This window comes from Paenibacillus sabinae T27 (assembly GCF_000612505.1).
In the GTDB taxonomy this organism is placed as follows: Bacteria; Bacillota; Bacilli; order Paenibacillales; family Paenibacillaceae; genus Paenibacillus_AQ; species Paenibacillus_AQ sabinae.
The window spans coordinates 4,320,615-4,346,821 of sequence record NZ_CP004078.1; the positions used below are offsets into that span (position 1 = coordinate 4,320,615).

General features: G+C 54.7%; 24 protein-coding genes. 10 read left to right on the forward strand and 14 right to left on the reverse strand.

The annotated features are described in order from the left end of the window. Positions 1 to 10 precede the first annotated feature (10 nt). On the reverse strand, positions 11 to 997 hold the full coding sequence (gene trpS / locus PSAB_RS19825; RefSeq protein WP_025336327.1) for a tryptophan--tRNA ligase: 987 nt from the start codon (positions 995 to 997) through the stop codon (positions 11 to 13). Between the two features lie 503 nt (positions 998 to 1,500). On the opposite strand from trpS, the gene PSAB_RS19830 reads away from it, so the two are divergent. Together PSAB_RS19830 and PSAB_RS19835 are read left to right on the forward strand one after the other, a co-directional pair. Beyond that, a complete protein-coding gene (locus PSAB_RS19830) occupies positions 1,501 to 2,478 on the forward strand; it encodes an aldose 1-epimerase (RefSeq protein ID WP_025336328.1) in 978 nt (325 codons plus the stop codon). Between the two features lie 261 nt (positions 2,479 to 2,739). Continuing rightward, positions 2,740 to 2,976, forward strand: a complete 237-nt coding sequence (locus PSAB_RS19835; protein WP_025336329.1) for an alpha/beta-type small acid-soluble spore protein — start codon at positions 2,740 to 2,742, stop codon at positions 2,974 to 2,976. Between the two features lie 117 nt (positions 2,977 to 3,093). Here PSAB_RS19835 and PSAB_RS19840 read toward each other — a convergent pair whose 3' ends face one another. Both PSAB_RS19840 and PSAB_RS19845 read right to left on the reverse strand, forming a co-directional pair. After that, positions 3,094 to 3,501, reverse strand: coding sequence for a hypothetical protein (locus tag PSAB_RS19840; RefSeq protein WP_025336330.1), 408 nt, complete (start codon positions 3,499 to 3,501; stop codon positions 3,094 to 3,096). A 300-nt stretch (positions 3,502 to 3,801) separates the two neighbouring features. After that, complete coding sequence (locus tag PSAB_RS19845) at positions 3,802 to 5,601, reverse strand: M3 family oligoendopeptidase (protein WP_025336331.1); 1,800 nt, start codon at positions 5,599 to 5,601, stop codon at positions 3,802 to 3,804. A gap of 262 nt (positions 5,602 to 5,863) precedes the next feature. Here PSAB_RS19845 and PSAB_RS19850 point away from each other — a divergent pair, with 262 nt between their 5' ends. Both PSAB_RS19850 and PSAB_RS19855 read left to right on the forward strand, forming a co-directional pair. Then, positions 5,864 to 6,046, forward strand: a complete 183-nt coding sequence (locus PSAB_RS19850) for a YycC family protein (RefSeq protein WP_025336332.1) — start codon at positions 5,864 to 5,866, stop codon at positions 6,044 to 6,046. Continuing rightward, positions 6,043 to 6,273 (forward strand): hypothetical protein, encoded by a 231-nt coding sequence (locus PSAB_RS19855; protein WP_025336333.1) that lies wholly within the window; start codon positions 6,043 to 6,045, stop codon positions 6,271 to 6,273. The genes PSAB_RS19850 and PSAB_RS19855 overlap by 4 nt, the downstream gene beginning before the upstream one ends. Before the next feature lie 44 nt (positions 6,274 to 6,317). Here PSAB_RS19855 and PSAB_RS19860 read toward each other — a convergent pair whose 3' ends face one another. Together PSAB_RS19860 and PSAB_RS19865 are read right to left on the reverse strand one after the other, a co-directional pair. Further along, on the reverse strand, positions 6,318 to 7,028 hold the full coding sequence (locus PSAB_RS19860) for a DUF2225 domain-containing protein (protein WP_025336334.1): 711 nt from the start codon (positions 7,026 to 7,028) through the stop codon (positions 6,318 to 6,320). Between the two features lie 29 nt (positions 7,029 to 7,057). After that, positions 7,058 to 7,447, reverse strand: coding sequence for a globin domain-containing protein (locus PSAB_RS19865; RefSeq protein WP_025336335.1), 390 nt, complete (start codon positions 7,445 to 7,447; stop codon positions 7,058 to 7,060). A 516-nt stretch (positions 7,448 to 7,963) separates the two neighbouring features. Here PSAB_RS19865 and ylbJ point away from each other — a divergent pair. From ylbJ to PSAB_RS19880, 3 genes are all read left to right on the forward strand, one after another. Beyond that, positions 7,964 to 9,232, forward strand: coding sequence for a sporulation integral membrane protein YlbJ (gene ylbJ, locus PSAB_RS19870; RefSeq protein WP_025336336.1), 1,269 nt, complete (start codon positions 7,964 to 7,966; stop codon positions 9,230 to 9,232). A 195-nt stretch (positions 9,233 to 9,427) separates the two neighbouring features. Next, a complete protein-coding gene (locus PSAB_RS19875) occupies positions 9,428 to 10,231 on the forward strand; it encodes an NAD kinase (protein ID WP_025336337.1) in 804 nt (267 codons plus the stop codon). Between the two features lie 401 nt (positions 10,232 to 10,632). After that, the gene (locus PSAB_RS19880) at positions 10,633 to 12,084 is read left to right on the forward strand and encodes a S41 family peptidase (protein ID WP_025336338.1); all 1,452 of its coding nucleotides are present in this window, start codon (positions 10,633 to 10,635) and stop codon (positions 12,082 to 12,084) included. Positions 12,085 to 12,208: 124 nt separating this feature from the next. Here PSAB_RS19880 and PSAB_RS25195 read toward each other — a convergent pair whose 3' ends face one another. Then, a complete protein-coding gene (locus PSAB_RS25195) occupies positions 12,209 to 12,880 on the reverse strand; it encodes a YutD family protein (protein WP_025336339.1) in 672 nt (223 codons plus the stop codon). A 43-nt stretch (positions 12,881 to 12,923) separates the two neighbouring features. Beyond that, positions 12,924 to 13,826: a lipoyl synthase gene (gene lipA, locus PSAB_RS19890; protein ID WP_025336340.1), complete on the reverse strand. Its 903-nt coding sequence runs from the start codon at positions 13,824 to 13,826 to the stop codon at positions 12,924 to 12,926. 236 nt (positions 13,827 to 14,062) lie between these two features. Here lipA and PSAB_RS19895 point away from each other — a divergent pair, with 236 nt between their 5' ends. After that, the gene (locus PSAB_RS19895; RefSeq protein WP_025336341.1) at positions 14,063 to 15,163 is read left to right on the forward strand and encodes a M23 family metallopeptidase; all 1,101 of its coding nucleotides are present in this window, start codon (positions 14,063 to 14,065) and stop codon (positions 15,161 to 15,163) included. Positions 15,164 to 15,190: 27 nt separating this feature from the next. Here the strand turns inward: PSAB_RS19895 and PSAB_RS19900 are convergent, their stop codons facing one another. From PSAB_RS19900 to PSAB_RS19930, 7 genes are all read right to left on the reverse strand, one after another. Next, positions 15,191 to 17,155: a sigma-54-dependent Fis family transcriptional regulator gene (locus PSAB_RS19900; RefSeq protein ID WP_025336342.1), complete on the reverse strand. Its 1,965-nt coding sequence runs from the start codon at positions 17,153 to 17,155 to the stop codon at positions 15,191 to 15,193. Positions 17,156 to 17,382: 227 nt separating this feature from the next. Then, a complete protein-coding gene (gene lpdA / locus PSAB_RS19905) occupies positions 17,383 to 18,768 on the reverse strand; it encodes a dihydrolipoyl dehydrogenase (RefSeq protein ID WP_025336343.1) in 1,386 nt (461 codons plus the stop codon). A gap of 14 nt (positions 18,769 to 18,782) precedes the next feature. Further along, positions 18,783 to 20,219: a dihydrolipoamide acetyltransferase family protein gene (locus tag PSAB_RS19910; protein WP_025336344.1), complete on the reverse strand. Its 1,437-nt coding sequence runs from the start codon at positions 20,217 to 20,219 to the stop codon at positions 18,783 to 18,785. Positions 20,220 to 20,235: 16 nt separating this feature from the next. Continuing rightward, positions 20,236 to 21,207 (reverse strand): alpha-ketoacid dehydrogenase subunit beta, encoded by a 972-nt coding sequence (locus PSAB_RS19915; RefSeq protein ID WP_025336345.1) that lies wholly within the window; start codon positions 21,205 to 21,207, stop codon positions 20,236 to 20,238. Next, positions 21,204 to 22,160, reverse strand: a complete 957-nt coding sequence (locus PSAB_RS19920; RefSeq protein WP_144240629.1) for a thiamine pyrophosphate-dependent dehydrogenase E1 component subunit alpha — start codon at positions 22,158 to 22,160, stop codon at positions 21,204 to 21,206. Before PSAB_RS19920 ends, PSAB_RS19915 begins: the two co-directional genes overlap by 4 nt. Positions 22,161 to 22,454: 294 nt before the next feature. Next, positions 22,455 to 22,958: a hypothetical protein gene (locus PSAB_RS19925; protein ID WP_025336347.1), complete on the reverse strand. Its 504-nt coding sequence runs from the start codon at positions 22,956 to 22,958 to the stop codon at positions 22,455 to 22,457. A gap of 151 nt (positions 22,959 to 23,109) precedes the next feature. Then, on the reverse strand, positions 23,110 to 23,778 hold the full coding sequence (locus tag PSAB_RS19930) for an alpha/beta hydrolase (protein WP_025336348.1): 669 nt from the start codon (positions 23,776 to 23,778) through the stop codon (positions 23,110 to 23,112). Positions 23,779 to 24,356: 578 nt separating this feature from the next. Here PSAB_RS19930 and PSAB_RS19935 point away from each other — a divergent pair. Together PSAB_RS19935 and PSAB_RS19945 are read left to right on the forward strand one after the other, a co-directional pair. Beyond that, entirely contained in the window at positions 24,357 to 24,797 is a 441-nt protein-coding gene (locus PSAB_RS19935) for a hypothetical protein (RefSeq protein WP_025336349.1), read from the forward strand. Between the two features lie 914 nt (positions 24,798 to 25,711). After that, a complete protein-coding gene (locus tag PSAB_RS19945) occupies positions 25,712 to 26,164 on the forward strand; it encodes a hypothetical protein (protein ID WP_158442606.1) in 453 nt (150 codons plus the stop codon). The last annotated feature ends 43 nt before the right edge of the window (positions 26,165 to 26,207 follow it).

Genomic DNA, 26,207 nt, shown 5'->3' on the forward strand with positions numbered 1-26,207 from the left:
GTTTACGGTCTTAACGCGCCGGCAGGAATCCCATCCGATCCTTGACCCCGGCCAGCGTTACCGACGCCACGGCCCGGGCGCGCTCGGCTCCCGACGCGAGGATGTCGGTAATGGCGCCGGAGCTGCGGATCTCGCGGTAGCGCTCCTGAATCGGCTCAAGCGTCGCCACGACGACTTCGGCCAGATCCTTTTTGAAGCCGCCGTACATCTGTCCTTCATAGCGTTCGGTGATTTCCGCAAGCGACAGCCCGGAGCATTCCGAATAAATGCTCATCAGATTGCTGACCTCCGGTTTGTTCGCCGCATCGTATACGATTTCCCGACCGGAATCCGTAGTCGCCCGGCTGATTTTTTTGCGGATGACATCCGGGGAATCGAGCAGGGCGATATAGCTGCCTGCGTTCGGGTTGCTCTTGCTCATTTTCTTCCGCCCGTCATCCAGCGACATGATCCGTGCGCCGACCTTCGGAATATACGGCTCCGGAATGGTGAAGAACTCGCCGTAGCGGTGGTTGAAACGCCCCGCCAGATCGCGGGTCAGCTCCAGATGCTGCTTCTGGTCTTCGCCCACCGGAACGAGATCCGCGTTGTACACCAGAATATCGGCGGCCATCAGCGCCGGGTATACGAACAATCCCGCGCCCACGGTGTCCTTGCCGGAGGATTTGTCTTTAAACTGCGTCATCCGTTCCAGTTCGCCCATCGCGGTGAGCGTCGTCATAAGCCAGCCCAGTTCGGCGTGCTGGGGCACATGGGACTGCAGGTACACATTGGACCGGGCGGGATCGATGCCCGCCGCGATGAACAGCGCGGCTACTGCCTCGGACTGCTCGCGCAGGCTGGCCGGTTCCTGCGGTACGGTGACGGCATGCAGGTCTACCACCATAAAATAACACTGGTGCTCTTCCTGAAGCTTGACGAAATTTTTCATCGCGCCGATATAGTTGCCGAGCGTCAGCGAGCCGCTGGGCTGTATGCCGGACAGAACTTTTTTCATAGTATATCTCCTCCGATTCAAATTCATGATCATTTCCCTAAAAAGAACGCAAAAAAGCCTCACTCCCAAGGGACGTGAGACCGTGGTGCCACCCTTATTTACCGCTGCAGCCTTTCTGTTGCGCTTACCGCCTGGAAGCGTCATGAAATGCTGCAAACCGCCTTAAGACTTCCTGTAACGGGGAAGAACCGGCCGGTCTACCAGGGAGAGTTCTCCCGTTCGATCGCGGCGCTCAGGGGTCCATTCATCCGGGAGGCATTCTCCGGTTCGCATCACCCACCGGCTTTCTGATGACCTGCCACTCCCGCCTACTTATCCCCGTCATCGCATTGACAACATCGTTAACTGAGTTCATCATAGAGCCCGGAGAGCAGGTTTGTCAAATGAGTGTTTAGCGAAATAATGAATTGTTTAACCGCGCGAACATAAATCTGTTATGATAAGGATATCGTGTTCACATCTATATTTTCGAATCAAGCGTACGAAAAAAAGGAGCATGGATCATGAAACAGGTGACCAAAGGGCAATGGTGCGGTTATGATACTTACATTTTGCACAGCCGCGATTTGGAAGTCACGCTGCTGCCGCGTCTTGGCAACAACGTAATCTCCCTGTGGGACCGAAAGGAAGGGCGGGAGGTTCTGCGCCGGCCGGAAGAGGCGGATCTGGATTTCTATATGCAGAAGCCCTATCATTTCGGCATTCCGCTCCTGATTCCGCCAGGGCGAATCTCCAAGGGGCAGTTCGAATTCCAAGGCGCGCATTACCAATTTGACCGCAACACCGCCGGCGACAACCATATTCACGGCCTTCACCGGACACAGTCCTGGTGCGTCAGCGATATTGAGGAAGACGATGAGGGCTGCGCGGTAACCACCGAATTCAAGACGACGGACGATCCCCACTGGATGCAGCAGCTGCCGGCTCCGCTTCAATTTGAAATGACCTTCCGGCTGCAGGATGCGGTTCTGTATCAGACCCTGAAGGTGACCCATCTCGGCAGCGGACGGAGCATCCCTTTCGGGATCGGCTATCACACCTGGTTCATGATTGACGGACAGCCGCAGCGATGGAGTCTGAAGCTGCCCGTAGAGAGTATCTACGAGCTGAATGACCAGCTTCTGCCCAGCGGAAAGGTGCTTCCGCTCGGCCCGCTCGAAGCCCTGAATGAAGGCATGAACCTCCAGGGAACCAATTTCGACACCGCTTTGCGGATCGGCGCGATGACCCCTGTTCAGGCTCTGCTGCTTCGTGACGACGGCTACGGGCTTCGTTACAGCGGCGACGGGAACTATTTCCGTCATTGGGTCGTTTATACGAAAGGGCCTGCCGACCAGTATCTCTGCGCCGAGCCGTACACATGGCTTCCGGACGCGCCCAACGTTTCCCGGGACCCGGACTTCACCGGACTTCTGACGCTTTCTCCCGGCAAAAGTCTCGAACTAAAAACCTCAATTGAAATCATATATCCCGAAAAATGACATAATCGTGGTATTACAAATACCGCAAACAGCGCCAAGAGGGCAATCCGCAGCTACAAACCGGGTTGCCCTCTTGCTGCATTCCGCAGCCGGGATTAGCTTTGTAAGGACGCGCGTTTCTAAGGAAAAATCCGCAGCTGACGCGTGAATTCGCCGTATTTTTATACACTTATTCCCAGCCTTTGAACCTTTCTTTATCATGCATGAATTCCCGCCTTCGCGCTCATACTATCTCTACCAAGGACGAAGGAGGTGACACACATGGGTCAAGTAGGTCAAAACCAAGGTCGCAGCAGCCGTTCCAACAACCTGGTCGTTCCTCAAGCAACCGCTGCGCTGCAACAACTGAAACTTGAAGCGGCGCAAGAGCTTGGAGTAACAATCCCTCAAGACGGTTACTATGGTAACTACACTTCCCGCGAAACCGGTTCTCTGGGAGGATATATCACCAAACGTCTTGTACAACTGGCAGAGCAACAACTCTCCGGTCGTGTGTAATGCATAGTTCATCGTTTTTATTCAGCCGGTCCTAATGGGCCAGCCGAACAGCTAATCGGCCTCCCGCTTCGCTGAAGCGGGGGCTTTTTCAAATTCAAGTATGATTAAACAGCGAAGTTATCCGCAATAATGATCAGTCTCTGCCTGTGTGTTGCGGGGATAGCGGATCATCAGATTAGCCATGTTGTAATTGGATTCCATTACGGCGTCGACCATTACAATATCCTGCCTTACGGCAAATTCATAGCTGATTTCGCCATGCGTCCACCGCCGTTTGAATTTCAGACTTTCCAGCGCCATCAGGCGAAACGAAGACAGCTGCCCGGCGGTAAGCCCCTCCCCCTTGTCGGTGAATGTGCCGCTGCGTCCGGATAGAGGATTATGGCGGATACCGAATTTGCCAATGACATTATTTCGTATTTGTACAAATACGGTTCCGGAAGACAATCCCGACAATTCCTCCTGAAGCTCTTTAAACACCAGATCCATCTGCCTCGCCAAAGACAATTGTTCCGTCTTAAGCATATCTTTCCTCCTCTTTATACATACAGCCTTACTGCCTAAGGCTTAGGACTCATTATAGGATATCGGACCGAACCGTACAACAATTATCAACATAATTGGGTTATTATCCCTATAAATGCGCATTTTTCAACGTTTTCTTCCATCTTCCTTGCTTCTAATCGATTGTTTTCGACAAATATCCATGAAAAACGACCCCCACAATGCTACGCATCGCGGGGGTCGTTCATATTCGCACACTAAAAACGCAACAAAATGTGCTTTTTCTCCTCAAATCTAACTAACTTTTGCGTAAATCCGAAGTCAAGCCAAATGCTTCGTCATCTCCAGGAAGGCAGAAATGTCTTCAAGAATCAGATCGGCAGCTCCCTGCCAGAAGTCCGGCCGAGTCAGATCGACGCCCAGATGTTTGCGTACCAGATCCTCAAGCGTCATGACGCCGGTATCCCGCAGCAGCGCATCGTATTTATCCGCGAAGGACGGCCCTTCCTGCAGAGCAAGGCGGTATAGCCCCGTGCTGAACATATAGCCGACCGTGTACGGGAAATTGTAGAACGGCACGTCGGTAATATAGAAATGCAGCTTCGACGCCCAGAAATGCGGATGGTAGCCGGACAGCACTCCGCCGAACGCTTCCTTCTGCGCCTCCATCATAAGCGCGGAAATCTCCTCGGCGCTGACCAGTCCACCTTTGCGCTTCTCATAGAACCTTGTCTCGAACAGGAAGCGGGCATGGATGTTCATAAAAAAGGCGACGCTGTTCTGAATCTTCTCCTCCAGCAGCGCCAGCTTCTCCTCATCGCTGTCCGCCGCCTTGACCTGGGCGTCCGATACGATTACCTCGGCGAAGGTTGAGGCCGTTTCAGCTACGTTCATGGCGTAGTTCTGATTCAGCACCGGCTGGTCATCCAACAGGAAGGAGTGGTAGGCGTGGCCCAGCTCATGCGCCAGCGTGGCGACATTGGAAGGCGTGCCGCTGTACGTCATAAAGATCCGGGATTCATTTATCAGCGGGAACGAGACGCAGAAGCCGCCGGGACGCTTACCCGGCCGGTCCTCTACCTCGATCCAATCGCTGTCGAACGCGCGCTCGGCGAATTCCGCGAGCTTCGGGCTGAACTTGCGGAACTGGGTGACGATTTCTTCCGCCGCCCGGTCGTAAGGAATCTTGCCCGAGGACTTCGCAATCGGAGCCTCCACGTCTTCCCAGCTGAGCGATTCCAGTCCCAGCAGCTTGGCCTTGCGCTCCAGGTACGAGATAAGGACCGGCTTGCTCTTGACGATGACATCCCACATGGCGTCTAGCGATTCGCGGGTCATGCGGTTGATGCTGAGCGGCTCCTTCAGCACATCGTCCCATCCCCGGCGCTCATACAGCTTCAGGCGGAAGCCTGCCAGATGGTTCAGCGTGTCGGCGGCATAATCGGCGACGCCTTCCCACGCCTGCTCCCATTTGGCGAACATTTCCTTGCGCGCCTTATTGTCATTGACATGCAGCTTGTTGAAGGCTTGGCCCGCTGACAGCTTCTTCTCTCCATCCTCGTCGGAGTAGGGGATGGCGATTGAGCTGACGATCGTCTCATAGTGCTCGCTCCAGCCGTGATAGCCGTCCACCGCGAGTTCAAGCGCCAGGCTCTCGAGCTCAGGGCTCATTTTCTCGCGGGCTAGGTCCCGGCTTTCGCTCAGCACGAACGACAGCGGCGCGATTTCGGGCCGGGCCATCCATTCTGCCCATACCTCGTCACTGGTCTGGCGCAGTACATTCTCGAATTCCGACGTTACGCCCTGAAACCGGGCGCTGAGCCCGGCCACGGTGCCCGAGAGGCGGACGGCTCCTTTATCCTGCTGGTTCTGCGCGCCGAGGCATCCGGCGAACTCCGATGCCTGAACCAGCCGCGCGGTACAGCTCTGCAGCAGATCGATCACACCGTCAAGCGACCGGGTCGACTCCAGATCGGCCGGAGCCTGCGCGGCTCTTACCTTGTCCGCTAGCGTGCCGATATCCTTTTCCAGATCGCTTAAGAAGCGTTCAAACTCGGGAGAAGACGATCCTCCCGGAAAGAGAGAATCGAGTTCCCAGGTTAAAGACAACGGCTGTTTCATCTTCTATCACCATTCCTTTACAAATGATCCATTCCCCGGAACCGTTCATGCAACATTGCTTTGTCATCTGCCGCATCCCATGGTAAAGTGAATAACACGCCTTACCTTTAAGCATTGCGCAGAGATCCGGAGCTCCTGCTTATTCATCGTAATCCAAAGACGGGAATGCTTCAACTCGTCTACAGCTTGTATACCTAAGCGTTCGAACCCGGGTTCTGTCAAATGCCCATTTCATTTACAAAAGGACAGGAGGATCTTAACCATGCGGCCACTTCAAATTTCGCCGGAAACGGCCTTGATGCTCTCCAAGCAGCTGGGTGTGCCCCTTGAACACTTGATGCATATGCCCCAGCATATTTTATTGCAAAAAATAGCCGAGCTATCCAAAAAAAATACGGAAGAAGGTAACGCGGAAGCCGGCGGTGAAGGCAAGGACAAAGCATGATTCCATTCAGCCACGCCTGGCCTTATGAAATCATATTGGGCGATGTGTACGTCCAATCCTGTCCATTCTGCCATACGGAGAACGTGCTTCTCCCCATGAAACCAAAAGAGCTGCAGAGTGTTCGGGAAGGCAAGAAGAAACTTCTTGTCTTCCCGTGCTGCAGCGAAAGGCCAGTCGTCGTGGATAGCGACGGCGATTATTTGTTGTTCGACCGGGCGGTGCGCTAAAGCGCCGCCTTTTTTTTATAGCGGCAACCGGCAGATGTGCTTCGTTACGTCCCCGTCAGAGTCGTTCCCGCAGCCGGACCGCTCTCTTCCCCGAGCATCTGCTCGCGGAGGACCGACCACTGCTCGCGCGCTGCCCGAATCATCGAAGCATCCATAATCCGCCGGTCGTTGATCAGACGGGAGAACCATTTGACGGCCTCGGAGAACTGGCCGATCCGCCGGTAGATCTCGCCGATCAGGAACATCAGCCGCGCATCATTCCCGCCAACTCCATCCTGTTCAAACACATGGATATAGGACTCCAGCGAATACTGGAGAAAGCGCTGCTCCTGCCCGTTATCGCCTTGATAACGGTAGAGCCAGGCAATATGGTGTAGAAGGCTTGCGACGATTCGCTCTTTGTCGTGAATGAACTGTGCGCAGATAAGCGCCAGCTTATAGGTCTCCATTGCTTCTGCCCAGCTGCGCTTGCCTCCGAAATCCCGGGGCTGCCACCGGCTGCTGATCCGCTCGTTAATCGCCTTCCGCTGCCAATCGGCCAGCCTGGACACGGAGTTCTCCGTAGAGGCGAAGCCGCACGAGGGACAAACCCGGACAACATAGTAATCCGGATTCTCTTCCTTGTAGTAGGCGCAGAAATCGGCATCCCGGCGAAAAGCCCTCTTCAGGCTCGGACGCACTCTGGACGTTTCAAATTCATGTTCACAGTTGCAGCACACTACTTTGATCGTATACAAAGGCTCCAAATAGGTCATACGCCTCATTCCTTTCTCGTCCGTCACGCTTAATCTGCTGCGGGGGGCATGTTGACGAAGTGGCGGGCCGGACCTGCCAGCCGCTGTAGTACGAAAGTCCGAAGCGGCTCCTCTACGCCGGTTTCCTCCAGCGCTTCTCCCATGCAGGCCAGCCACTCTTCTGCCCGGTTCTCCGTAATCGGCACATGCATATGCCTCGCTCTCATCATGGGGTGTCCGTACACCTCGGAATACAGCGGCGGACCACCGAAGAATTGGGTCAGGAAGCGGTACTGCTTATCCATAACGGGAGAAATATCGACCGGAAAAAGAGGACCAAGCCGCGGGTGGGCCTGCACTTTGCCATAAAACACTTCCACCAGCCTGCGTAATCCTTCGGCTCCCCCAAGATTTTCATATATGCTTTCATTCGGATTCATTGAAGTAACCAACTTTCCGCCGTTTTTAATTATATCGGCCTATTGATTATAACAAATTAGGGGTCATTCGACATCTTTCGCCCCAAATTTTAGTTATGACAAAAAACCCTTACACAGTAAACAAGACCCGTTCGGAGATATTGTTCTGTGAAAAGGTGCCTATATGTAATATTCCCCCTAATAAGTGAAAAAAGACGCTAAACAAGCCAAAAAAGACGCTAAACAAATGTTTAGCGTCTGCAGCATATTAATAGGTCCGCCAATCCTCATCGCCGGGAGAGACGAGGGAGGCCCGGATGACATAAACAAAGGCGCAAACGAGAACGCCGGCAACTACGCTCATCATCATCACTCCATCCCTGAATTTTGAAGTTTTCGAAAGGGTGCTTTAATTAACTTTTATATTACCATAAATAAAGCGAAAATGCACTCCCGTTTGTAACCGCTTTCCTATATTTTTTTGGGATGTTTGTCCCTAATACCGCATATCTTACCATAGACCGGGAGGCGTAAATTATGACCTTGAACAAGTTAAAGGGGCCGTTTCTGGCGCTGGTGCTCGCCGGCTGCATGCTGCTTCTGCTGCTTCACCCCGAAGCCGCCCTTGGCGCCGCGCTGCGCGGGCTGGCCATCTGGTGGGATGTGCTGTTTCCGTCGCTCTTTCCCTTCTTTGTGATCTCCGAGCTCATGCTTGGCTTCGGGGTCGTCCACCTGTTCGGCGCTCTGCTTGATCCGCTGATGCGCCCGCTGTTCCGAATCCCTGGAAGCGGCGGCTTTGTAATGGCGATGGGCTATGTGTCCGGCTACCCGGTAGGCGCCCGACTGACGGCCAAGCTCCGGGAGCAGAATCTGCTAACCCGGGTGGAGGGCGAAAGACTTGTGGCCTTCACGACGTCCTCAGACCCGATCTTTCTGCTGGGCGCCGTATCAGTCGGCTTCTTTCAGAATGCCGCTTTGGGTCCCTGCCTGGCGATTGCCCATTACGGCAGCGGCCTGCTCGTCGGACTGCTGATGTCCTTTCACGGGCGCAAGGAAGAGGCGGACGCCGCGGGCCCGCCCAGGTCTGTGGCGGAACGGACAGCCTCCCGCTCGGCCACGGCGGGGCCCCCGAAAGCGGCGGGGATTCGCGCCGCCCTCGCCTCCATGGCCGAGGCCCGCCGCCGCGACGGGCGTTCGCTCGGAGAGCTTCTGAAGGGGGCGGTGCAATCCTCTCTGCACCTTATTATTGTCGTAGGCGGCCTGGTTGTATTCTTCACTGTACTGATGGAGCTGCTGAACCGAGCCGGAGTGATGGCCTTCCTCTTTTCGCTGACCGGAGGACTCTTATCGCTCTTCCGTTTCCCCGCCGGGTTGAACGAGGCGATCACCAGCGGATTCTTCGAAGTTACGCTTGGTGCCAAGGCCTCAGGAGCCGCAGCGTCCGCGCTCCCCTTCAAAGCCGCCGCGGCCGCCTTCATTCTCTCCTGGGGAGGCCTGTCCGTGCACGCCCAGGTCGCGAGCATATGGAACGGCACCGGGCTTCGCTATCTGCCGTTCATGGCCGCCCGCTTTCTGCATGCTTTCCTGGCTGCCGGATTTACGCTGCTTCTCTGGCGGCCAATGATGGAGGCATCCCCGGCGCTGGCCTTCCCGTGGACGCCCGTTCCCGGACTGTATCCGCCCGCCGCAGGATTCGCGCTCCTTCCTCTCCTGCTCGCCGGCACTCTGCTGCTGTCGCTTGCAGCGGCTGCCACCGGCAGGGTTCTGCGTCTTCTGCGCCCGCGCGGAAGTCGACCCCGGAGCTGACTTAGCGGGACCATTTAGAAAGGACCGCCGCCGCCCGGGCCGCTCCCCTCCTGCGGGTAGCCTCCCTTGCCGAACCGGGCAGAGCGGCCGCTGCTTAAGGGTGCTTTATCCTTTTGATCCGCCAAACATTGTGTTCCGGACTCAGATTGATTATGATCGGTGTATGACAGAACCTAACAAAGGAGTCTATTCACCTTGAGATATTATGTCCTGGACCGCGGAGATCAACTGTCTATTGATCTCAGCGAACAATTTCACAAGCTTGCGAAGGAGCGGGGACTGCAGCTCGACGCCGAGTCACCCGAAATCGTCGTTTCCATAGGCGGAGACGGCACAATGCTTCACGCCTTCCATACCTTCATTGACCGGATTCCCGAGCTGGCTTTCGTCGGCGTTCATACGGGCCATCTGGGCTTCTATGCGGACTGGCAGGCCGATGAACTTCCCGCCCTCGTCGATTATATGTCCGGAAACGGAGACCATCATCCGCATAAGCCGAAGATCGTTAAATATCCGCTGCTGGAGCTGGAGATCCACAGGAAATCAGGAACCTCTTCCCATATCGCCCTGAATGAGGCCACGCTGAAAGGGGTGGACGGCACGGTTGTTCTTCAGATCGACATCAACGACGAGACGTTCGAGATGTTCCGCGGGGACGGAATCTGCATTTCAACGCCCTCGGGAAGCACGGCCTATAACAAAAGCCTCGGAGGCGCGATGATCCACCCTTCCATCGAGGCCCTTCAGATTTCCGAGATCGCGTCAATCAACAACCGGGTGTTCCGCACGATGGGTTCCCCGCTGGTGCTACCCAAGCATCACCACTGCGACATTTTTTCCTGCAGGGAACAGAAGCTCATGCTGACGCTGGATCACATCAACCATCCTATCGACGATCTGATTTCCATGCGGTGCCAGGTGTCGGAGAAGAAGATCAGCTTCGCCCGTTACCGTCCGTTTCCATTCTGGAGCCGGGTACGTTCGGCATTCCTTGTATAAGCAGCCTGCGGAAATCGCACTCACATAGACCTGAAACGAGCCTGTGCGGCAGCCTCCCCGGCTGTTGACGCAGGGCTTCTTTTTGCCTGCAATCTATCAAAACGACCGTGTTATGCCGATAGACATAGAAAGAGACCAAATGGTATAATGAGGCTATTTTACAAGAGGTTACATAAAATGGGGCGGAAAATGGGATATTCCGATCTAAAAGGCAATGAAGCGGCGGGGCCTCAGCAGACCTCTGCATTTACCGGAGAGATCGGGTTGACCGGCCCTGGGACGATTACATAAGCGAAAATGACGGGAAATTCGGATAGACGGCACTTTATTAATCAGCAGCAGCTTTACCGTCTCCAATACAAAGGCAGGCGGACCAAATAATCCGTAAAGGACGTTATAAAATGACATTTAAAAAGTTAACGGCGGCGGCGGCCGGCACCTGTCTGGCCCTGTCGCTGGTTCTATCTCCTGCAGCAATGGCGGCGGATAGCACGCAGGCATCCGGCCAGGCTGCCCCGGATACCGATTTAATCCATGAGGTCATGCAGTATATCGAAGATTACAACCTGACCGGAGCCGATAAGGACGCCCTGATCCGCGCCGCGATCGACGGCATGGTGGAGTCGCTGAACGACCCTTATACCCAGTATTTCAGCAAAGACGAGAGCAAGGAGCTGCAAAGTCAGCTGGCTCTGGATTATGTCGGCATCGGCGTCCAGCTGGTCTACTCGGGCAACGAGCTGTATATCGAGCAGATCATGCCCGGATCGCCTGCCGAAAGCGCCGGACTGAAACGCGGAGACACCATTCTGAAGATCAACGGCGTGAAAATCAGCGAGCTCGAAAGCGACACACTGAGCGGTAAGGCGGGCACCAAGGTGACGCTGCTCATCCAGCGCGGCGGCGTTTCCAAGATCTACTCTGTGAAGCGGGGGGAAATCGAATATCCATCGGTTACCGGCAAAATCATAGGCCCCCAAATCGCCTATATCGAGCTGAACGGCTTCACGGAGGATTCCGATGAAGAATTTGCAGCCGTGCTCCAGAAAATGCGAGCTTCAGGAATGAAGTCCATGGTTCTCGATCTCCGCAACAATGGCGGCGGATATATGGATACGGCTTATAATATCGCTTCCCAGTTTATCGACAAAGGGATTATGATGTACACGGCGGACAACTCGGGCGTTCTTACCCCGGTAACCATCACGAACGGCTCCAAAATCGATGTGCCTGTCATTATCCTGACGAATGAATATACCGCCAGCGCCTCCGAAGCGCTGACCGGAGCGCTGCACGACAATGATCTGGCCACGGTCGTCGGTACCAAATCGTACGGAAAGGCCCGAATTCAAAGCCTGATGGAGCTGTCGGACGGCGGCCTGCTGAAGCTGACAACGGAAAGGTATCTGACTCCGGATAAAGTCGATTTCAACCATATCGGCCTGACCCCGGATATCGAGGTTAAAGACGACGCCGCGCAGATTATCACCGCGCTTCGGCTTGCGGGGATGAAATCGATCGAAGCCGCGGGCGACAACCATATTCTCGACGTGAACGGTTCCGCTTTTTCCGGAAATGTCGGTCTGGTGAAGCAGGGGGGCCGTGTGTACGCTTCCTCCCGTGTGCTGACGGCGCTTGTTAATGGCACTTTGACCTGGGATGCCAAGAACAAGAAAGTCATCGTCGCCTCAGGGTCCGGCAAGACCTTTGGCTTCAGCGTCTCCTCGAAGGAGGCGCTCTCCCGGAACGGAGAAACGTTTATCGCACTCAACACCTTTACGAAAAAATTCCCGGCGGTAATCTGGAGCATTAATCAGGCCCAGAACCGCCTGACGATTACTGTTAAGCCTTAGGAGCAGCAATTTACGCCGCTGAACTTATGCTAAAACAACAAAGGTGCCGCAAAGCGTTCATGGTACGAACGCCTTGCGGCACCTTTTATCATCATCCCGGTTGCTAACAACATTTCAAAGAACGTTACGACGGTCCCGAAGGACCTTGCGGCGGTCTTTGCTGGGAGCCTCTGCCCTGGGCATCGCGGCTCTGATACTCCCGGGACGGATTACTCTTCGGGTGGTTGTCCCGGCTTTGATGATCCCGGGACTGGTTCTCGCGAGGGCCTTTTCTGCCCTGATAATCCCTGTTCCGGTTGTCTCTTCCGCGATCCTTGGCGGGTCTGTCTTTGGAAGTATATTCTCTGGATGGCACCTCTTTGGAAACGGCCGATTCCGCCTGAAACTTTCTTGAGGAAATCTGCGGAATGCCTTCCTCTCTGGCAGCGGCCGTCTGGGAGACCGGCCCTTTGCCCGGAATCTCCTTTGAAGCTTCGCCAGGCTCCTTGACCAGAATATCTTTGGCGTCCGGGTCCTTTGGAGCATCCTTCATCTTGCGGAGGACAAAATAGGCGCAGCCGAAGTTGCAATATTCATTAATGTAGTCGATCAGACCCGAAATGACCGTATCCCGGTTCGCCTTCGGATGATTATCCCGGTAAAAGCCTTTCAGGCGCAGCTGGCTGTAGCCCCAATCGCCGACAATATAATCATAGCGGTCGAGCACCTCGCTGTATCTTCCACGGAAACCCTCCGGATTCCAGCCCTCCTTATGGTTCACCATAAGCTCGTAACATTTGCCGCCAATAACGATCAAGCAAGACTCGCCTGCCTTTCACAAAAAATATAATGTCACGGGGTCAGTTCGTTACCGGCCGCCCTTCGCGGGCTTTTTCAGCCGATTGAACCTGCTCATGCGCATGATAGGAGCTGCGGACGAGAGGTCCCGATTCCACGTGACTGAAGCCGCGCTTCAATCCTTCTTCCTTCAGCCGCTGGAAATCCTCCGGCGGATAATATTTCACAACATCCAGATGCTGCGGGGACGGCTGCAGATATTGCCCCAGCGTCAGGATGTCGCAGTCGACCTCGCGCAAATCGTCCATCGCCTGCAGGATTTCGTCCCACTCTTCCCCGACTCCGAGCATGATGCTGGACTTGGTCGGAATCTCCGGCTGCATTTCTTTGGCCCGGCGCAGCAGTTCGAGCGAGCGGCGGTATTTAGCCTTGGCGCGAACGCGGTCGGACATACGCTCGACCGTCTCGATATTATGGTTCAGAATATCGGGCTTACTATCCATCACAATCTTAAGGCTGTCCCTGTCACCGAGGAAATCGGGAATCAGCACCTCCACGCTGCACAGCGGCAGGCGTTTGCGAATAGCGGCGACCGTCCCGGCAAAAATACTTGCGCCTCCGTCCTTCAGATCGTCGCGAGCCACACTGGTTACAACGCAGTGGCGAAGGTTCATGTTCTCCGCGGCTTCAGCCACCCGTTCCGGCTCCTGAAGATCCAGTTCGGTAGGCATCCCGGTGTTGACTGCGCAGAAGCGGCAGGCGCGGGTACAAATGTCACCCAGGATCATAAAAGTTGCCGTCCGGTTCGCCCAACATTCATAAATATTCGGGCAGCGCGCTTCTTCACAGACGGTATGTAAAGTTTTGGAGCGCATCATGCCTTTAATATCTTGATAATTATCGCCGGTTGTCAGCTTAATACGAATCCAATCCGGCTTGGGTTGTTTAGCATCTCTATTCTTCATGGTAGCAAACCCCTCTCCGACTGAATGTGAAAATGTAAAGTTACTGCCTTTCATTATAACATGCGCCATCCGGAATTGCCTGCTTTTGTGAAAGAAGGGTGACAAAAGCAAAGCCGAACTGTTAGTGAGACCCCGGCTTCTTTTCCTCATGGATAAAAAATGCGAATTGGTTCAATCTAAAAGAAAAGCTGCTGCTGTAATCGCCCTTATATCCGTAAAAAGGAGGCTTGTAAACCTTGCCGTTCCTACGAACAAGAACGCAGCGGGCGCTGATTTCCCTATCCGCAGCGGCCGCCCTATGGGGAAGCTCCGGCGGCGCAACCGCTGGAACCGCCCTTAATCCGCAAGCCGGGGACAAAGGATTGTCTCATCAGGGAAACCGTATTGCGGTCCGGTCCGAAGCCGCTGCCGGAGATACTTTTGCCGCCCGCCAGCACCTCTTCGACCAATTGAGCGCAACAACCAATATTCCCTGGTACCGTCTGGCGGCCATCGACCAATATGAACGAACCCTTGCCAAAAAAGGAAAATCAATGACCGACGGGCCTCAACGTCTCATTGGAATTTCGGTTCCCGAGCCGATTTGGTGCGGTCCGCTGAATCCGGATCAGGAGGATACCTCTCCCTCGTCCATTTCCTTCTTTGACGGATTCGGACGCGACGGCTCGGGAGACGGCAAAGCCGATCTCCGAAACGACATTGACGTTCTTTACAGTATGGCTGCCTATCTCGCCAAATACGGAAACTCCGCCAGCGACTTCAACATTGCCGTCTGGGAGTATTACCACAACGGCCGCGCTTCCCAGCGCATCGATCAATTCTCCAAGCTGTATCGGCACTTTGGCCGGCTAGACCTTTCGGGGAGCGCTTTTCCGCTGCCGCTGGGCAGCACATACTCCTACCGGAGCACCTGGGGCAGCGGGCGAAGCTGGGGCGGCGCGCGTATTCATGAAGGCACCGACCTGTTCACGCCCCACGGCGTCACCGTGCGGAGCACCTGCTACGGCGTTGTGGAGACCAAAGGCTGGAACCGCTATGGCGGCTGGCGGATCGGCATCCGCGACATTGAGAACCGCTACCATTATTACGCCCATTTGTCCGGCTTCGATAAATCGCTGTCCGCCGGCGATATCGTCATCCCCGGCCAGCAGCTCGGCTGGGCCGGCAGCTCCGGGTATGGCAAGCCGGGGACGCAAGGGAAATTCCCGCCTCATCTGCACTACGGCATCTACAAGGACCGCGGTCTTACGGAGTGGGCCTTCGATCCTTACCCGCTGCTGAAGCAGTGGGAGAATACCGAACGAATAGCGCTGAAAAAGAACAAGAAGAGCCGCTGAGCAGAACCAGTGGCTCTTTCTCTCGGTTCAGATATCCTTTCTGCCAATTCCGTATTCCGCCAGTTTGCGGTACAAAGTCGATTTGCCGATGCGCAGCAGCCGGGCAGCCTCCACCACATTGCCGCCGCTTGCTGCCAGAGCGCGGCGGATGCTCTCAAGCTCTGCCTGCCGCATGCTCTTGACCGCCGGCGCCCCCTCTGGTGCAAATGCCTGAAGGGGCGCCAGTGTAGAGTCCCGAAGCCCGCTTTCGTTCTGGCTGACCGGAGGCGCTTCTCGCTCCGTAATGCAGTCCCCGGCGCACAAATAATAGGCCCGCTGGACAGCGTTTTGCAGCTCGCGCGCATTCCCGCTCCACCGGCGCTCCTTCAATTGCTCCAGAAAACCGCCGCCAAACCGTTTGGCCGGTCCGGGATTTTCCTGGTTGCATTTGCGCAGGAAGAGCCGGGCAAGCGGCGGTATATCCTCCGGGCGCTCCCACAGCGGGGGCAGCTTGAGATTGATGACATTCAGCCGGTAATACAGATCGCCCCGGTATGCCTTCTGCGCAACTTCCTCCAGCAGATCACGGTTGGTAGCCGCGATGACCCGGACATCCAGCAGCCGCTCATGCTTGCCGCCGATCCGCCGGACCTTGTGGTTATCCAGCACCCGAAGGAGTTTGGCCTGAACTTCAAGAGACAGCTCGCCAATCTCGTCGAGAAATATCGTCCCACCGCTGGCCAGTTCGAACTTGCCGGGGTTGCCTTCGCGTAGTGCGCCCGTAAACGAGCCTTTCTCATAGCCGAACAATTCGCTTTCCACCAGCTCCTTGGGCAGCGCCGCGCAGTTAATGGCGATAAACGGTCCGTCCGCCCGCGCGCTGGCGTTATGGATGGACTGGGCGAACAGCTCCTTGCCGGTGCCGCTCTCCCCTTCGATCAGAACCGTGCAGTTCGTTCTGGCGATTTTTCGGGCAAAATCGATCTGCTCCTGCATATAGGGATGCTGCGTGACGATGTCCTCAAACCGGTAATTAGCCTTGAACCCCGCGAGCTGATTAACCTCCTTGCGCACCTGTACCGCTTCCCGAATGGTGAGCGACGCCCCGAGCACCCGTTCATCCAGCGTGTAAGGACAAATATTGACCATGCAGTCAATCTTCTTTCCTTTCACCGTAAGCGTACAATCCGCATACCCGATGCGGGTCCTGTTCCGGAACACGCCCTCCAGATCGACCTCCCGCAGCAGCTCCTTGATGTTCATCTCCCGAACCTCATCCATCTCCAGCATAAAAATGGAAGCCAGCCGCTCATTGAACGACCGGATGCGGTACTCTGTGTCGATCACCAGCAGCCCGTCCTGCATCGATTGAAACACGGCGTTCATCAGCTGGTTCGTCTCCAGTACATTCAATTGTTCTTCGATGCTCTTCACGGCGGAAACGACAATTCCAAATGTGTGGGGATGCACATCCTCCGCTTTGCCGGAAAGATCGAGGCAGCCAATGACCCGCCCGGAGCTGTCGTGAATCGGCGCCGCCGAGCAGGTCCAGGCGTGATGCGATTCGCAGAAATGCTCGTCCCCGACCACCTGTATCGGCAGGCCGCCCGTCAGCGCGGTTCCGACGGCGTTGGTGCCGACGCTGGCTTCATCCCACCTGGCCCCCTCGATAAAATTCACTTTCGCGCACTCCGGCTCAATTTCCTTGTTAAGTATCGTGCGGAGCAGCACGCCGTCCTGGTCCGTCAGCACGATAGCGTAAACCGTATCCTTGATCACCTGGTAGATGCTGTTCATCATCGGCTGGGCCACGGAGACCAGCAGCCGCTTCGTTTCGAGCCGCTGCCCAAGCTCTTCCGCGGACACCTGCACCCCCCGTCCCTGCAGCGGGTTGACTCCTGCCTCCCGGCATCTATTCCAGGAAGCCGCGATTTCCGGACGCGTTCCTTCGGGAATTCGCCCGCTCTCGATAAAAGCTTCCCATCTGCTCGTCGTATTCGGAAATCCGATCATTCCCTGTTCCCCCTCTGTCCGCTCCTTCGGCCGGACATGCATATCCTGCAGCCGTTATTATTGTATGCGCTTACAATATTCTACCTTTATTATAAGTGCCCGTTCCTAGATTGATAACGGCAAAAAAACGGATAAGATGAACTTCTAATGACATTTTCCCATAACGGGAAACGCCCATCGGGTTCATTCATCTTATCCGTACCCGCGGCAGAGGGGGAACGTCCTGCCTAATGCGAATGAATCGCGCGGTGATTCACGGCAAGGGCCGCTTCCAGCAGCGCTTCGGAAACGGTCGGATGCGCGTGCACCGTCGTTTCGATCTCATCCAGCGTCGCTTCCAGCCGAAGCGCCAGCGCGCCCTGAGCAATCATATCCGTCGCCCTTGGACCCGCGATGTGCAGCCCGAGAATTTCACCGGTCCGAGCATCGGTTACATATTTGACCAGCCCGTTCGTTTCGCCCATAATCATCGATTTGCCGTTGGCCTGAAGCGGGAATATCCCCGTCTTCACATCCCGTCCCTGATTCCGGGCTTCGTCCTCGGTCAATCCGACGGAGGCCAGTTCCGGCCTCGTATACACACAGGACGGCACGGTCCGGAAATCGACCGGTGACGGCTCGCCCATGATGTGCTCGGCCGCAACGACTCCTTCCGCCGAGGCGACATGCGCAAGCATGACTCCGCCGATGCAGTCGCCGATGGCGTAAATGGATGGCACCGCCGTCCGCATGTTGCGGTCGACCTCTATGGCCCCCTTCTTAGTAGAGACTCCGAGAATCTCAAGCCCGAGTCCCGACGTCTTCGGACGGCGCCCAATGGACAGCAGAACCTTCTCCGCTTCGATGGTAATCGGGCCGGAAGGCGCGACCGCCGTTATGGACAGGCCCTTCGGCGTTTGCTCTATTCGCTCAACGCGGGTTTCCGTGTGAACGTCCACGCCGGCGGCGGCGAATTCTTTCCGCAGGCAATGGACAATGTCACGGTCCATCACGGCGATCAGCTCCGGCAGCATCTCAATGATCGTTACCTTGCAGCCGAGGCTGCTGTATATACTGGCGAACTCACAGCCGATGACCCCGCCGCCGATAATGCAGAGGCTGTCTGGCACCTCTGGCAGCGACAAGGCTTCGTCGCTCGTGATTACCGCAGAAAGCTCCGTGCCGGGAATAGGCACCCGCGACGGCTCCGATCCGGTGGCAACAATGGCCCGGTCAAAGACGACCGTCTGCAGGCTTCCGTCTTCCTTGCTCACTTCCAGCTCGTGAACGCCGGTAAATCTGCCGGTGCCGATGATTTTCGTTACTTTGTTCTTCTTAAGCAGGGCGTCGATTCCGCCCGCGTTTATGCGGATCATCTTGTCCTTGCGTTTCTGCAGACGCTTCCAGTCCACCGCAATCTGCGGGACCTCCAGGCCGATCTCGGCCGATTCGCGCTTCAGCGCCGTATAAAGCTCTGTCGTATGCAGCAGCACTTTGGTTGGAATACAGCCGACGTTCAGGCAGGTTCCGCCCAAAGCTTTTTTCTCGATCAGCGTCACTTCCGCTCCCAATTGGGCGGCCCTTATGGCGGCGACATAGCCGCCGGGACCTCCTCCAAGCACGACAACCTTCATCCCTTATTCTCCTTTCACAGCAGCAGCAGCGCCGGATTCTCGGCGTACGCCTTGATTCGCTGCATAAACTGCGCCGCGACCGCGCCGTCTACCGCCCGGTGATCCGCAGTCAGACTGAGATTCATCAGCGGCTTGACAACGACTTCGCCGCCCACGGCAACCGGCGTATCCACGATCGCATTTACGCCCAGAATCGCAACCTCGGGCTGATTGATAATCGGGGAAAACGACTCCATGCCGTACATCCCGAGATTGGTTATGGTAAAGGTGCCTCCGGTCATGTCGGCCGGGGTCAAGGTATTGTCTCTCGCGGCTGAGGCAAGGGAGCGCACTTCATCCGAAATTTCGCTCAGTCCTTTCCGATGGGCGTTGCGGACAACCGGCACGACCAAGCCGCTATCCAGCCCGACGGCCACGCCGATATGAACCGCTTGGTGAAGCACCAAGTCATTCCCTTCAATGGAGCAGTTAAGCAGCGGGTGCTCCAGCAGCGCCTTGGCGGCGATGGCGACCAAGAGATCGGTGTAGGTGATCTTCCGCGAAGCCTGAAGCTGACGTCTAAGGGCTGCGAGCGCGGTGGTATCCACCCGCATGTTGTAAGTGACGGCGGGTGAAATATCGACACTCTCACGCATCCGCTTGGCGATTACCCGGCGCATCGCGCTCATCGGAACCCGTGATACGACTTGTTCCGGCAGACCCGCATTCGAACTCACGGCAGCCGCTTCGGGAGTAACGGCTCCGGATTTCACTCCCGGGACTTGATTCGGCCCGGATAGGACTGTTTCTGTTCCGGCGGCGTACGACCGGACATCCTCTTTCATGATTCGGCCGTCCTTGTGAATGTCGGCGGGATTTATGCCAAGCGCCGCCGCTTCTTTCGCCGCGGCCGGAGAAATCCGGACCTTGGGCGAACCGTGCTTGCCGCTATCGGCATACCGCCGCACGTCGCCGTCCGTTATCCGGCCCTTCGGCCCCGTGCCTTTCACCGAAGCCAACTCGACGTCCAGCTCCTTCGCCGTTCGCCGGGCCAGCGGCGAGGCCTTGATCCGCCCGCCGTGTGCAGCCGGTTCGTCCTGGGCGGCTTCTTCCTCCGTAGCTTCGGCTTCCGCCCCAGAACTGCCAAGGCCAGCTGCCCCGGACCCGGGAGACGCCGCTTCTCCTTCCGGCGGATTTCCGGAAGCCCCTTCCGGAAGCAGCGCGGATATATCCTCATCCGCGTCCGCTATAATCGCCAGTGGATGAAACACCTCCACCGTCCCTTCCTCAACCAGAATCGCCCTCAGCACGCCGCCGGTTTTGGCTTCGATTTCATTGGATATTTTATCAGTCTCCACATCGAACAGAATGTCCCCCTGCTCCACGCGGTCTCCCTTGGCCTTCCGCCAATTGGAGACGGTTCCTTCCGTCATTGTCAGGCCCAGCTTGGGCAGTACGACCAGTTCAGCCATGACGCACCTCCATGATTTAGAGCATCTCTTTAACGCCCTTGATGATATCCTCTGCGCTCGGCAGCACCAGCGACTCCAGCACCTGAGAGTAAGGGACCGGCGCATCCAGCGCGCCAATCCGCACAACGGGGGCGTCCAGCTCGTCAAAACACTGCTCCGAAATCAGCGCCGACAGCTCGCCGCCGTAGCCGCCCCGTTTTACTTCCTCCGTAACGACCAGCGCCCGGTGCGTCTTGCCGACGGACCCGAAGATCGTCTCTTTATCCAGCGGATAGAGCGACCGGAGGTCTATCACCTCGGCCTCGATGCCGTCTTTGGCGAGCGCGGCCGCCGCCTTCAGCGCGTCATGCACCTGCTTGCCGTAGGTGATGATCGAGACATCTGAGCCTTCCCGCGCAATTCGGGCGGAACCGAAAGGAATCGGTTCAACCTTGTCCGGCAGTTCGCTTTTTTGCGAATACAGCACCTTGCTCTCGATATAGACCACCGGGTTATCGTCGTCGATCGCGGTCAGCATAAGACCCCACGCATCCTGCGCATTGGACGGATATACCACTTTAAGTCCGGGCACATGCGTGACCCACGCTTCCAGCGAACCGGAGTGCTGCGCTCCGGCGCTGATGCCGCCGCCTGCGGGGAGCCGCAGCACGAGCGGCACGGAGATTTTGCCGCCGAACATGTAGCGCATCTTGGCCGCCTGATTGACCAGCCCATCCATGCCGAAGGTGAGAAAATCAATGAACATCAGCTCCGCCACCGGTCTCAGACCCGTCGCCGCCGCTCCCACCGAAGCGCCGACAATCACTCCTTCCGAAATCGGGGTATCCCGCACCCGCTCCTCGCCGAACTGCTCCCACAGCCCTTTCGTGACGCCGAAGGTGCCGCCGTAAGGACCGACATCCTCACCCAGTAGAACGACGTTCTTGTTCTCCAGCATTTTCTCCCGCAGGGCTTCGCGGATGCCCTCGCCGTAGGTTATTTTTCTCATCTGATTCGCGCCTCCTCGATCAAATCGGAGTAAATGTCCCGCACGGAAGACTCCGGAGCCGGATACGGGCTTGCGTCGGCGAACTCCAGCGCTTCCCGGATTTCCTGATCGATCTCCTGCCGGATCGCCTCAAGCTCCTCTTCCGTCAGGCCGCCGTTGTCCAGCAAATAGCTTTCGAACCTTGGAAGCGGGTCCTTTTGCAGCCAGGCCTCCACCTCCTCCTTAGGCCGGTAAGCGCCCGCGTCGCCTTCAAAATGGCCGTGATGCCGGTACGTCTTAAACTCCAGCAAAGTCGGCCCTTCGCCCGCTCGCGCCCGGCTCACCGCTTCGCCCACTTTTTCGTAGACCGTAAGCACGTCATTGCCGTCCGCCGAAAGCGAAGGCATGCCATAGCCGGAGGCCCGCTCCGAAATATCCTGTATATTCTGGTGTCTCGCCTGGCTGACGGAGATGCCGTACAAATTATTCTCGCAGACGAAAATCACCGGCAGCTTCCACAGGCTCGCCAAATTCATCGCCTCATGGAAGGTGCTTTGGTTCGTGGAAGCGTCTCCAAAAAAGCATACGCTCACTTGATCGGTTCCTCTGTACTTCGCGCTCCAGGCCGCACCCGTCGCGATCAGATGCCCGGCCCCAACAATGCCGTTGGCGCCAAGAATGCCCAGCTCCGCGTCCGCGATGTGCATGGAGCCTCCTTTTCCTTTACAGTAACCCGTTTCTTTGCCGAACAGTTCCGCCATCATGTACTTTAAATTGCCGCCTTTGGCAACGATATGCCCGTGCCCCCGATGGGTGCTGGTAATGTAGTCATCGTCCCTCAAGTTCGCGCAGGCGCCGACGGCGATCGCTTCTTCCCCGATATATAAATGCACAAAGCCCGGAATCTTGCCTTCCGCGAAGAAGACCGACGCTGTCTTTTCAAACTTGCGAATGCTCTGCATTTTCCGGTACATCTCGCTCAACAATTCTTTTGGAATGGTCAAGGTGAATCCCTCCCGATTCTTTAATAGTCCCTGCTGCCGTTTCTTGATGGAATCTCTGCTTCCCGTCAGGCGCCCCACCCCCGGATTAAATTGGCCTTCGCTTATATTAAAGATGCAATTTCCGTGCCAACATCTGATCCCCTGAAACAAAGGGCCGCACTAAAAAAACCTTTCCCATTCTGGGAAAGGCCGGGAGAATCCTTCCCATTTCGGGAAGAATCGGGAAAGACGGGTAGCAGGCTGAATTTCGAATAAACTGGTGGCTTATTTTTCCACAATTAGCTTCTCAAACGCCGGGGCATCGAATCGGTCGCCCTGTACAAGCCATTGCCCGTTCACGTTAACAAGGGTCAGTGCCCCCTCCAAAGGAACGCGCTTTCTTTCCTTGCCTTCCCGGTCCGACAACACAAGGTCCAATGTATAATTCAGCTCGACCGTATCTTGTTTGCGTTCTTCCGGGTTGAACTTTAGGTTCTCCGGTTTTAAGGATAGATTCTGTTTATGTGCGGCTTGCAAAGGCAATAGCGTGTACCGGGTGTCGACTGCTTTTTTATAATAATCATCCGTGAAAAAAGGCTTCATCTGTTCATTTCGCTGCCGGATCGATGTTTCGGACAAAATATCTTCGGATGCCTTGACTTCGTATTCCGCCTGTTTGTACTTCTCTGCGGCTTGGACAGCCCTATCCACATTCGGTGATGAATTGCAGCCCGCAAGGATCAATAGGGAAAGAAACGTTGCGCTTAACAAGGACCAGATTTTTCGCATAGCAGCCACCTTTTCAATAAATTGGAAATTACTGAGATGATTTTACCATATTTATTTCATTTATGAAGCGACAAAAAAGCCCTCCCCTACCGGGAAAGGCTTAACACGGTTCGGTTGGGCCCCTATCGGGAAGATGCAGGTAAACCGGATGTTACATGGAAGAAGCACCTTGGATAAACTGGTGAACCTTGTCCAGAACCATCTCTTTCTCCTCGCAGTAGCACAGCATATGCCCGCTGCGCTCGACCAGCAGGATTTCCTTGCCCGTAGAACCGATATGCTGCTCCAAATAGTCCGCGCTCTTCGTTTTGACGAGATGATCTCTCGTTCCCTGCACAATGAGCGTCGGCGCCTCGATCTGCGGGAACAAGTCAAAGCTCTCCCGGACGATCCGATTAAATTCGCGGTTGGCATGGATCGGCGTCGAGCCGAACTTGCTCACATAATTTTTCAGCATCGCAGGGCTCCCCAGCGTCTTCACAATCTCCCCCGGATTCAGCGGGAAGACCGGCGCGGCGAGCAGGGTCAGCGATTGGACGAGGCTTTTGTAGCGGACGGCCAGACGGGAAGCGATTAACGCCCCCATGGAAAAACCGATGACATGCACGCCCTCCCCGTCCTGCGCAAGCTGCTCCAGCTCGCTCCCGGCCTGCCGGTACCAATCTTCTCGGGTGGCCCGCCGCATATCGGCCCTTCGGCCGGTGTGCCCTTTTAGCGTGAACGTTTGGGTTAGATAATGATGCTGTTTCAAATATTCCGACAGAGGCTCAATTTCAAAAATTCCTCCGGTAAATCCGTGGATGAACAGACAGCGTTCCATGATCATTCCTCTTTTCGCGGCGGTTCGGTGGTGCAATGCCTTCATTATACGCCTGCGGCGGAGGGGATACCAAGTCTCTGAAACATAAGAAGAAACGGCTGCGCCGTCCTGTTAGGGACGGTATCATTTCTCGTAGAAATATAAGGAAAATGATAAGCGCGAAGCTTTACTTTCTTATATTATAAGGCTGCAGCAAAAAAACCTTTCCCATCATTCTGGGAAAGGCCAGTAAGGACGCTTCCCATTCCGGGAAGGATCGGGAAACTCACTTCTCAACAATTAGCTTCTCAAACGCCGGGGCATCTAATCGGTCGCCCTGTACGAGCCATTGCCCATTCACGTTAACAAGGATCAGTCCCCCCTCCAAAGGAACGCGCTTCCTTTCCTTGCCTTTTAATTCGGTCGCTTTTTTTGTGGAACAAAAAAAGGGAACGTTCATTGTTCTTTTCCTCTTACGCGACAACTACACAACAGGCAGCAGATACTGGCGCGGCGGCGTTAAGCTACGGGCAAGATGCTTCCAATTTGTGCTAATATGGATAGGTGGCATTAAGAGCTGATACTGGGGGATTTAAGCCATGACTAACATAAACTTTTCGGAGACAAAATTAGCCAGTAGGTATGGAGAAGAGCCTTCAAGTGAAGGTAACAACACTGTGTTTGTTGACTTAATCATTGATTGGATATCCTTATATCAAAGGCTGAAAGAGCATGACTTCATACCTGCCTTTGGTTGGGGAAATGATGAGCAACAACAGCTTACAATTGACTACTTCTTATTTAAGTTTCCTTTTGAATTCAAGTATCATAGGTATCCAATATTGATTTGTCCGCAGTGCGGTGATTTAGAATGCGGATATATCTCTGTAGCTATTGATAAAGAATCAGATATTGTAGAGTGGAGTAATTTTTACTTAGAACATAACAATCAACCGCTCGATATTGGACCTTTCCACTTTAAATGGGATAACTACAAAGCGGCAATAGAGAACGCTTATGAAATCGGTCGGTTGAGCTAGCGGAGAACGACGGCAGCTTCACGCTTAGTTTCTATGATGTAGATTGAGGTGAGATATGTCACAGTTCCATGTTACGCAAACGCTGAAGACAGAAAAAGCTTTTATCATTAAAGGGATTCTGCTGGAGGGACAAATAAGTAAGGGAATGGTTATTCATGTGTCTCTAAATAATTCCTTGCAAGTGACTGGCGGTATTAACGGAGATCAGGAAAAATAACGACCATTATGACATCGTAATTGGATGCTCAGATCAAGATGAGATTGAACTGTGGGAAATGATAAATATGTAATTAGTATTCAGTAGTCATGATTGAACTAACTGGGTACGATAGCACCACGAGACGACGGCAGCTGGTCACGCGATTGGTTGTCGTTTCTAATTCAAGTAACTAGAAGTAAGGCCCAATGTTATTTTACATCGGTTTTTTTGGGATCGGTCTTCAGGGTATGCGAACGATGCTGACAATTTGGTGCAGGAAATGCACGGAAAGTCATTTTTATTTGCGATAGTATTTAACTCAAAGGGAGGGAGAACTGAGGGCCCTCAATTCGAAATGTATTATGGAATGCCAGGGCATACACAGGGTGAGATCTGGATACCAGTAAAGAAAAAGTAACGATGGAACTAACGAGAAGCGTTAATTCCAGACGTTAGTTGAATGTGCAGCGCGGCAGCCGGCCATGTGATCATCCAGTTCCAAAACACCAAAACAGAACAACAAGGAGCAAGATCCACGGCGATTTTGCTCCTTGTTGTTCTGTTTTGTTTCTACATGAGGGAAAGAATAAAAAATCCTTTGGCTGCGACGAAGATGATGTGATGTGGGATAATAAAAACTCATAAGAAATACAACTTAGTATTTCAAGCAGGAAAAACAACTAATAAACAACTATATAATGTGGAACAATTCAATATGGAGGGTAGAATCATACCTTCGATGATCATGCCCCTTATGAAACTTCCGGCTCTCTCTGAAGAGGAAATACTGCAAATTAATGATCAGGATTTGCATGACTTTTTGGCGTTCCCGATTTTTCAGCGCGATACCTGGCTGCAGCCTTCTTCATTTATTGGACCACAGAATGAGCAAACACTGGAGACTTTCATACAGCTGTTTAGGAGATATTGGCAGACTTTCAAGGGATCTTCTTTTATGAATAGCCCTAAGATTGAAATTCTTGTCCAATTATTTAATAAACCGACGTTAACGGCGCATCCTCTTGGCGGCCAGCTCCTACTCTTCCTTCTATTAGGTAGCGGCCAAGCAACTGAAATAATTAACTGGTTAGGTAATCCAAGTACATTCTGCGGTTGGGTTTCGTATTTAGAAGATTTAAACCGGCATATCCGGGAGGAGGTGATGTAAATTCGTAAGATTGGAGTTGCAATTGGTGGTGGACGAGCTTTTG